8 protein-coding genes, 1 pseudogene and 1 riboswitch are annotated in these 8792 nt (G+C 60.2%); of the genes and pseudogenes, 2 read left to right on the top strand and 7 right to left on the bottom strand.

The features are described 5' to 3' along the window. Positions 1 to 309, bottom strand: a pseudogene (locus PMI22_RS21760) (ABC transporter permease); the annotation flags it as partial. 16 nt (positions 310 to 325) lie between these two features. After that, entirely contained in the window at positions 326 to 1393 is a 1068-nt protein-coding gene (locus tag PMI22_RS21765; RefSeq protein ID WP_007944095.1) for a putative urea ABC transporter substrate-binding protein, read from the bottom strand. Between the two features lie 62 nt (positions 1394 to 1455). After that, a riboswitch (guanidine-I (ykkC/yxkD leader) is annotated at positions 1456 to 1556 on the bottom strand. Between the two features lie 391 nt (positions 1557 to 1947). Here PMI22_RS21765 and PMI22_RS29925 point away from each other — a divergent pair. After that, positions 1948 to 2454, top strand: a complete 507-nt coding sequence (locus tag PMI22_RS29925; RefSeq protein WP_007944094.1) for a hypothetical protein — start codon at positions 1948 to 1950, stop codon at positions 2452 to 2454. A gap of 55 nt (positions 2455 to 2509) precedes the next feature. Here PMI22_RS29925 and PMI22_RS21770 read toward each other — a convergent pair whose 3' ends face one another. After that, a complete protein-coding gene (locus PMI22_RS21770) occupies positions 2510 to 3622 on the bottom strand; it encodes an enoyl-CoA hydratase/isomerase family protein (RefSeq protein ID WP_007944092.1) in 1113 nt (370 codons plus the stop codon). A gap of 132 nt (positions 3623 to 3754) precedes the next feature. Between PMI22_RS21770 and ung the strand changes: the two genes are divergently transcribed. Beyond that, positions 3755 to 4450 (top strand): uracil-DNA glycosylase, encoded by a 696-nt coding sequence (ung, locus tag PMI22_RS21775; RefSeq protein ID WP_007944091.1) that lies wholly within the window; start codon positions 3755 to 3757, stop codon positions 4448 to 4450. Between the two features lie 110 nt (positions 4451 to 4560). Here ung and PMI22_RS21780 read toward each other — a convergent pair whose 3' ends face one another. From PMI22_RS21780 to PMI22_RS21795, 4 genes are read right to left on the bottom strand one after another with little or no spacing between them, the layout of a single operon-like run. Then, a complete protein-coding gene (locus PMI22_RS21780; RefSeq protein ID WP_007944090.1) occupies positions 4561 to 5601 on the bottom strand; it encodes an AbrB family transcriptional regulator in 1041 nt (346 codons plus the stop codon). Further along, complete coding sequence (locus tag PMI22_RS21785) at positions 5594 to 7108, bottom strand: tripartite tricarboxylate transporter permease (protein ID WP_007944089.1); 1515 nt, start codon at positions 7106 to 7108, stop codon at positions 5594 to 5596. Before PMI22_RS21785 ends, PMI22_RS21780 begins: the two co-directional genes overlap by 8 nt. A gap of 1 nt (position 7109) precedes the next feature. Beyond that, positions 7110 to 7568 (bottom strand): tripartite tricarboxylate transporter TctB family protein, encoded by a 459-nt coding sequence (locus PMI22_RS21790; protein WP_007944088.1) that lies wholly within the window; start codon positions 7566 to 7568, stop codon positions 7110 to 7112. A 59-nt stretch (positions 7569 to 7627) separates the two neighbouring features. After that, positions 7628 to 8605 carry a Bug family tripartite tricarboxylate transporter substrate binding protein gene (locus PMI22_RS21795; RefSeq protein WP_007944087.1) on the bottom strand — a complete coding sequence of 326 codons (978 nt, stop codon included), beginning with the start codon at positions 8603 to 8605 and terminating at the stop codon, positions 7628 to 7630. Between the last annotated feature and the right edge of the window lie 187 nt (positions 8606 to 8792).

The following is an 8792-nucleotide window of genomic DNA, read 5'->3' as shown; positions in this document are numbered from 1 at the left end:
CAGGGTGCCGGCCGCCATGCCCAGGCACAGCCCGGCCAACGCGCTGATACCGAGGCCGATGGCCAGACGGCGCAGGCTCGAAGCACTGTCCTGCCAGAGCAGGTATTCACCGGTGCGGGTGTCGGCCACGAATGCCAGGCGTTTCACCGCGTCGGTCATCTGCACGGCGCTCGGCAGCAGCTTGTCGTTGGGGTTGTCCGCCAGTCGCTCGGCCGAGCCCATGAAGTAGGCGAACAGCACCAGGGCGAACGGCAGGATCACCAACAACAGGCGACTGGGGCGATCCGGGTGGCGATTGATCAGGCGCATGGCCGGCTCCTCCTGGTTACAGCTTGGCGTCGGCAGCCATCTGCACGAAGGTCGGGTCGAAGCGCAGCTTGAGGTTGGACGTGTCGCCGCTGGTCACGCCATTGGCGAACGCCATGCCGACGGCACTGGTGTCTTTGGCGCCTTCACCGAGCAAGCCGTGCTGGAACGAAAACTCGGCCACTTTGCGCATGGTCGCCGGCAGTTGCTTGCTGGTGGCGAAGTCCAGCGCCTCTTTGGGCGTGGCGAACAATTTGGTGGTGTCGAGTTGTGCCTGGAAGCCCGCCAGGTCAGTGCCCGAGGCCTTGGCCATATGTTCGAGCGCGGCTTTGCTGGCGGCGTTTTTGGCGTTCATCAAGGCGACCACTTCGAACCAGGCACCGGTCAGCGCTTTACCCAGGGCCGGGTTGTCTTTGAGGGTGGCGCTGTTGACCACCATCATGTCCATGATTTCGCCGGGGATCTGGCTGGAGTTGAAGACTTCGGTGACGGCGGGCTTGGCTTTGATGTCCGAGAGCATCGGGTTCCAGGTGGTGACCGCGTTGACCTGTTCGGTGTTGAAGGCGGCCGAGATGTCGGCGTCGGAGGTGTTGACCACTTTCAGGTCTTTTTCGCTGAGGTCGACCGAGTCCAGCGCACGGGCCAGCAGGTAATGGGAAACCGACAGCTCCACCAGGTTGACGTCCATGCCTTTGAGGTCGGTGACTTTCTTGCCATCGCCCTTGAGGACGATGCCGTCGTTACCGTTGGAGAAGTCGCTGACGATCAGTGCCGTGCTGTCAACGCCGCCAGCCGCCGGAATGGTCAACGCGTCCATGTTGGTCATGGTGCAACCGTCGAACTGGCCAGCGGTGTATTGATTGATCGATTCGACGTAGTCATTGAGTTGCACCACATCAATCTTGATGCCGTACTTCTTCGCCCATTTGTCGACGATGCCTTGGCTACCGGCATATTCCCAAGGCATCCAGCCGGCATAGATGGTCCAGCAGACACTGAAGTGATCTTTCTGGGCAGCCTGGGTCGAGAAGCTTACGAAGGCTGCGAATGCAGCGGCGAGCAGGGTGGGTAGACGTAGCTGGGACATGGGTGGTTCTCCAGTTGATCAGGGGCGGGCAGGAGTCAACGCGGCACCGCGAACGGTGGCTTGTCTCCCGGGCTTTTGTCCCGCCGTGTAACCTCAACTGGAGGTCGCCAACTCTCGGACCAGCCACTCGCACAAGCGAGCCGGAACCCTAGTCAGCCATTGCAAATTGTGGTGCCGCGAACCTGTAATGAACTCCTGCACGCTTTTACTAAAGCGAGAGACGTGCCAAGTCGGCTTGAGGGCTCTAGCGTGGGGGATGACGCGATAACCGCGTAGAGAGGGGGAGAACGGTTGCCTTGTGATGGTGCGCGGCTGCACCGCAATGGGACGGTTTGGCCGCTGATCCGGTGTGTTTGCCGCGTAGCATGCGATGCTATCGCACTACTGATTCAGCGAGTGAAGATGAAAAACCTTTCATCGGGCAGATATTTCAACGTGTTTCAGGGGCGCACCAGATTTCGAAATCGATGTCTGATCTTTCGACAGTCACCGAATAATTGACTGTCGCTCGCCAGCGTCGCTGGTGTAGCTCACTCGCGGTCCAGGAGGCCGCCATGCTCTGTCGAAAACAGCTCTGCCAAATTCTTCTGATTGCTCTATCGGGATTGTCTCTTGGTGCGTGCGTGCCCTATTCCGATGGAGGAACCGGCTACTACCGTTCCGAGGTTTATACCTCGCCAGCGCCAACCTATTACGCCGGTGGCGGATCCTACTATTCAGGTGGCGGGGGTTATTACTCGCCGCCGCCCCGGTATTACTCTCCGCCAGCGCGGTATTACCAGCCAACACCGCGCTATTACTATCAGCCAAGGGTTTATCAACCGGCGCCGCGCTATTACCATCAGCAAAGGGGTTATCAGCCGGCACCGCGTTATTACCCGTCGCGGGGCGATTATCGGGGTCATCAGAATCATGGGTGGGACGGTCATAACCGAAGTGGCTGGAACAATGACGCCCGGGGTGGTGGACGCAATTACAAACACAGCGGGCGCGGCAACTACAACAGTCAGGGCAACCAAAACGGTCAAGGCAATTACAGCAGCCGAGGCGGCCACCGTTAATTTGGGGTAAGCGCAATACCTGTGGGAGCGAGCAGGCTCGCTCCCACATTTTCGTTCAGTAATCCGATAAATCCGCCAATGGATGCCGACCTTCCCAGGCCTTCTGGAAGTGCGCATCCACCACCGCATCGGGCACGTTGTTGATATCCGGCCAGTGCCAATGCGGTTTCTGGTCTTTGTCGATCAACCGCGCCCGCACACCCTCGCTGAATTCTGGATGCCGGCAGCAGTTTAGGCTCAGTGTGTATTCCATCTGAAAAACCTGAGCCAGTGACAAATGCCGGGCCCGGGCGATTTGCTCCCAGACCAGATGCGCGGTCAGCGGCGAGCCTTCACTCATGGTTTTTGCGGCACGGCTGAGTAGCATGTCGGTGCTATCGCGTTGCAGGCTGATGGCCTTCCAGGCGCGACTCACATCGCTGACATCCAGCAGTTCGTCGATTTGCTGGCGTCGTGGCAGCCACTGGGCTTCGGGCATTTGCGCGACGGCTTCCTGTTGCAAGGCCTTGAGTAAACTGTTGAGCTGCATCGGCGTTTGTTCCTGCCAGTTCAATTGCAGCAAGCCTTGGATCAGTTCCTCCTGTTGTTCATCGAGCAGGAAGCGGTCAGCCAGGTCCAGGTCGATTGCATCGCGCCCGTTCATATGGGCACCGGTCAGGCCCAGAAACAGCCCGAGCTTGCCGGGCAGTCGCGACAGAAACCAGCTGGCGCCAACGTCCGGGTACAGGCCAATGCTGATTTCAGGCATCGCCAGCCGAGTGCTTGGCGTGACAATCCGGATACTCGCGCCTTGCAGCAAACCCATCCCGCCGCCGAGCACATAACCGTGCCCCCAGCAGATCAACGGTTTCGGGTAGGTGTGCAGTTTGAAGTCCAGACGATATTCCGCCGCAAAGAAGTGCGCGGCCAACGGCGGCACCTCCCCGGGATGAGCGCGACAGGCCTCAACCAGGCTGCGTACTTCACCACCGGCACAGAACGCCTTGGCGCCATTGCCGCGCAGTAATACGCAGACTATTTGCGGGTCCTTGGCCCAGGCGTCCATTTGGTCGCGCAGGGCGTTGATCATCGGCAGGGACAGGGCGTTAAGGGATTTTTCGGCATCGAGGCTGGCGATGCCGATGCGAGCGCCGTCGGTGCCGGTGAGTTCTTCGAAGTGCAGATTCATCGTGACCTCGATCGGGAATTTGAGCGTTCAGTATGATCGCTGTACAGGAAAGTGCCGTATGTGCGACAGATCAATTGACAAGCGTGATGGGCTTTCCTAGGGTTCGCCCCATTGTTTTTGCCGGATGTAACCATGACTGCTGACGACCGTATCAAACTCGAACCGAGCTGGAAGGAGGCACTGCGTGCCGAATTCGACCAGCCTTACATGGCAGAGTTGCGTGAATTCCTGCAAGAGGAGCGTGCGGCAGGCAAAGAGATCTATCCACCGGGCCCGATGATTTTCAACGCACTCAACTCCACGCCGCTGGACAAGGTCAAGGTAGTCATCCTCGGCCAGGATCCCTACCACGGCCCGGGCCAAGCCCATGGTTTGTGCTTCTCGGTGCAACCGGGCGTGCCGGCGCCGCCGTCGCTGGTGAACATCTATAAAGAGTTGAAACGCGACCTGAACATCGATATTCCCAACCATGGCTATTTGCAGAGCTGGGCCGACCAGGGTGTGCTGATGCTCAACACCACCATGACGGTCGAGCGCGCCAACGCCAATGCGCACAAGGATAAGGGCTGGCAGTTTTTCACCGACCGGATCATCGAGGTCGTCAGCCAGCAGCAGCCGCATCTGGTGTTTATGCTGTGGGGCGCGCATGCCCAGAGCAAACAGAAACTGATCGACGCGACCAAGCATCTGGTGCTGACGTCAGTGCATCCGTCGCCGTTGTCCGCGTATCGCGGTTTTCTGGGATGCGGGCACTTCAGCCGGACCAACAAGTTTCTTGAACAGAACGGCGAGACGCCGATTGAGTGGCGATTGCCGCCGATCGCGTAATGATCGTTCCCACGCTCTGCGTGGGAATGCAGCCCGGGACGCTCCGCGTCCCAAAGCGGACGCGGAGCGTCCATTGAGGCATTCCCACGCGGAGCGTGGGAACGATCAGTTCAGGAAGACTCCGGCACCCGGTTCCAATACTTGAACAACGGCTCCGCCAGAAACAGCACAAACAGCAACCGCATCACCTGCATCGCCGTCACCAGCGGCACCGATAGTTGCAGCATCTGCGCCGTCAGGCTCATCTCCGCAATCCCGCCGGGCATCATGCCCAGGGTCAGTGAGCGCAGATCCAGATGCGTCAGCGCACTCAACCCCAATGCCGCCAGCGTGGCGATCAACATGGTCAACACCGTACCGATCAAGGTCCGGCCCATGAACGAAGGCGCACGCCGGAAAAACTGGCGGTTGAAGTGACAACCCAGGCCGCTGCCGATCAACCATTGGCCGATCTGGCTACCGCCATCGGGCAAACCGATGTGCAAGTCCCAACCGATGCTCACCGCCGCACTCACCAGCAATGGTCCAAACAGCCACGGATTCGGTTGACGCAGACGTTCCCAGAGCCACGCCGCCAAGCCGCCTGCCGGGAATAACAGGGCCAGCCAACGCCAATCGACGGTTGTGGCATGCAAATCCGGTGCGCCGTCACCCAGCAAATACTTGAAGGCTGCCGGTACGCACAACACCACCACCAACACCCGCAGACTTTGCCCCGCCGCCACACGACTGAGCACCGCACCGTTGCGAGCACCGAGGTTGACCATTTCCCCGGAGCCACCGGGCATGCTGGAAAAAAATGCAGTGGCGCGATCCTCGCCAGTACGCCGCATCAACCAGACCCCGACCACCGCCGACAGGCTGGTGACCAACGCACCGAAGAAAATCAGGCCGAAATGCCCCAGCACCTGCTCCATCACCACCGGGGTGAAGTGCAGGCCAATGCCGATACCCACAATCCACTGGCCGCACTTGCGACCGCCAGGGATTTCCGCCAATTGCCAAGGGGTCAGGCAGCGCACGAGGATGATCGCCAGCAACGACCCGACCATCCACGGCAGTGGCCAGCCGACCAGGCTGGCGAGGTAGCCGCCCAGCGCGCCGACCAGCGGCGTACCCCACCAGGCTTTGAACGGTATTCGATCAGACATCGGCAACAACGCGCCGGGCGACCGAACGTTTGCGCCAGATCCGCAGGATCGGCACCAGTAGCATCACCCCGATCAGCCCCCAGACTCCGAGGGTGATCCCGCTCGACCAGAGGATGTCCAGCGAACCGTTGGAGATCGACAGTGCGCGACGCAGGTTTTGTTCCATCAAGCCTCCAAGGATGAAGCCCAGCAACACGGGCGATAACGGGAAGTCCAGCTTGCGCAAAATGTAGCCGAAGATACCGATACCGATCATCAGGAACAGGTCGAAGGTGGTGGCGTGCACCGCGAACACACCAATTGCGGTAATGATCGCGATCATCGGCACCAAGGCCCAGTTCGGCACGGCGAGGATGCGGGTGAAGATGCGGATCATCGGGATGTTGAGGATCACGAGCATGATGTTGGCAATGAACAACGATGCGATCAGGCCCCAGACGATGTCCGGCTGCTGTTGAAACAGCAGTGGGCCAGGCGTGATGTTGTACAGCGACAGCGCGCCGATCATCACCGCCGTGGTACCCGAACCTGGAACCCCGAGGGTCAGCATTGGTACCAGTGCGCCGCAGGCTTCGGCGCCGATGGCGGTTTCCGGGGCGGCGAGGCCACGTTTGTCGCCCTGGCCGAATTTACCGCTCGGGCCGGCGATGCGTTTCTCGGTCATGTAGGCCACGGCGCTGGCCAGCGTCGCACCGGCACCGGGCAGCACGCCCATGATGAAACCGAGCACACCACAGCGCATGTTCACCCAGAACACCGAGGCAGCCTCCTTGAAGTTAAACATCATGCGGCCGGTGGCTTTGAACGCTTCCTGACCCCGGTGGGTTTTTTCCAGCAGCAAGAGGATTTCACTGATGGAAAACAGGCCCAGCACCAGCACCACAAACTGAATCCCGTCGGTGAGGTGAATGTTGTCCCCGGTGAAACGGTACACGCCACTGTTGGCGTCGATGCCGACGGTGGAGAGGAACAGGCCGATTAACGCGGCAATAAAGGTCTTCAACGGTCGATCACCGGCCATGCCGCCGAGACAGACAATCGCAAAGACCATCAGCACAAAATATTCCGCCGGACCGAAGGCAATCGCCCACTTCGCCAGGATCGGCGCGAAGATCACCATCCCGCAGGTCGCGATGAACGCGCCGATGAATGAACTCCAGGCCGATAACGACAACGCCACGCCGGCCAAGCCCTGACGGGCCATTGGGTAACCGTCGAGGGTGGTCATCACCGTGGAGGCTTCGCCGGGGATGTTCAACAAAATCGAGCTGATGCGACCGCCGTATTCGCAACCCAAGTAAACCGCCGCCAGCAAAATCAGCGCCGACTCTGGTGGCAGGCCGAGGGCGAAGGCAATCGGGATCAGCAACGCCACGCCGTTGATCGGCCCCAGTCCCGGCAGCAGACCGACGACGGTGCCGATCAGCGTACCGCACAGCGCAGTGACCAGGTTGTAAGGGGTGAGGGCGACGCCGAAGCCGTGACTCAAATAACCAAGCGTATCCATATCAGTTCTCCAGAACGTCAAGCAGGCCCAGAGGCAGTGGCACGTCCATGACTTTGTCGAACAGCAGGTACAGTCCGACACTCATCAGGCTGATGATCACCACGCTCGGTAACCAGCGTCCGCCGTACAGGCGCGCCATCGGAATGCCGATCAGCACGCTGCTGAGGATGAAGCCCAGCGGTTCGAACAGGCCGGCGAAGATCAGCAGCAACACCACGCACAAGCCAATCTTGGTCAGGGTTTCGCGATCCATCGGCGGATCTTCATCGGTGTGTTTGATCGGCGAAGGGCGATACACCATGTACACCAGCCCCAGGCCCATCAGGCCCAGCATCAACAGGGGGAAAGCCCGTGGCCCGATCGGCTCGTAGGAAAAAGGTGCCTGGTAAGGCCAGGCCATCAGCACCAGGCTGAGACAGGCCAGCAACAGCACCGAAGCAAAAATGCGTTGTAAGAGCATGGGAAAACTCCTGTGCCACGGCCTCGAAGAACGAGGCCGCAGCCGCTAGACAGAGACGATCACTGGATCAGGCCGAACTCTTTGGCCAGCACTTTGTAGTCCGCTACCTGCTGCTTCACGTAGGTGTCCAGCTCCGGGCCGGTCAGGGCGAACGGGAACAGCTCACGCTGGTCGCGCAGCTTGGCGAAGTCTTCGGACGCCAGCAGTTTGTCGAAGGCGTCTTTCCACCAGGCGTAGTCTTCGTCGCTGACCTTTGGCCCGAGGTAGAAGCCGCGAACCACCGGCCAGACAATGTCGTAGCCTTGCTCTTTGGCGGTCGGGATGTCTTTCATTTCCGGCTCGTCCAGACGCTTCTCGGAGAACACCGCCAGCAAGCGCATGTCGCCGCTCTGGATGTGCGGCATGGAGTCGGAGATGTCGGTGCTGCCGACCTGAATGTGGCCACCGAGCAGGGCGGTGGCGATTTCACCGCCGCCTTCGAGGGCGACGTAACGCAGGTCGCGCGGGTTGATCCCGGCTGCCTTGGCGATCAGTGCGGTTTGCATCCAGTCCTGGCTGCCGACGGTGCCGCCGGAACCGATCACCACTTTGCTCGGGTCTTCTTTCAGTGCCTTGACCAGATCGTCGAGGGTCTTGTAAGGCGAATCGCTTTTCACCGCGATGGCGCCATAGCTGGTGCCGACAGCGGCCAGCCAGCGCACGTTGTTTTCATCGAACCGTCCGAACTTGCCTTGGGCCAGGTTCAGCAAAGAACCGCTGGACCAGGCCACCAGCGTACCGGCGTCGGCGGGGCGCTGAGCGACCACCGCGTTGTACGCCACCGCGCCGACACCGCCGGGCATGTAGGTCACGCGCATCGGTTTGGTCAGCAGCTTTTCGTTGACCAGCGCGCTCTGCGCCAGTTTGCAGGTGAGGTCGAAACCACCGCCCGGGGAGGCCGGGGCGATGCATTCCGGACGTTTGGGCTCGGCCATCAATTGGCCGGCGAACAGCATGCAGCTGGCGGCGAGGGCGAAACGGCGCAGGGATCGATTCATTATTGTCTCCAAGGGAGTTTTTGTTTTTGGGAATGTGTCAGGTGCGGCGGTTTCGCGTCGTGCAGCCGTCAACGGCGCTGGCAAGCGTAAGCGATGGGGTTCTAAAGGAAGGGTGGGGCGGGTAAGCCTGAAGCTGTGTGGACAGCATGGTGCAGTACCTCATTTATTGTTCTTATTGACGAAAACG

Origin of the sequence: Pseudomonas sp. GM21, assembly GCF_000282215.1 — a bacterium.
Lineage (GTDB): Bacteria > Pseudomonadota > Gammaproteobacteria > Pseudomonadales > Pseudomonadaceae > Aquipseudomonas.
This window is presented reverse-complemented; position numbering and strand designations above follow the sequence as displayed.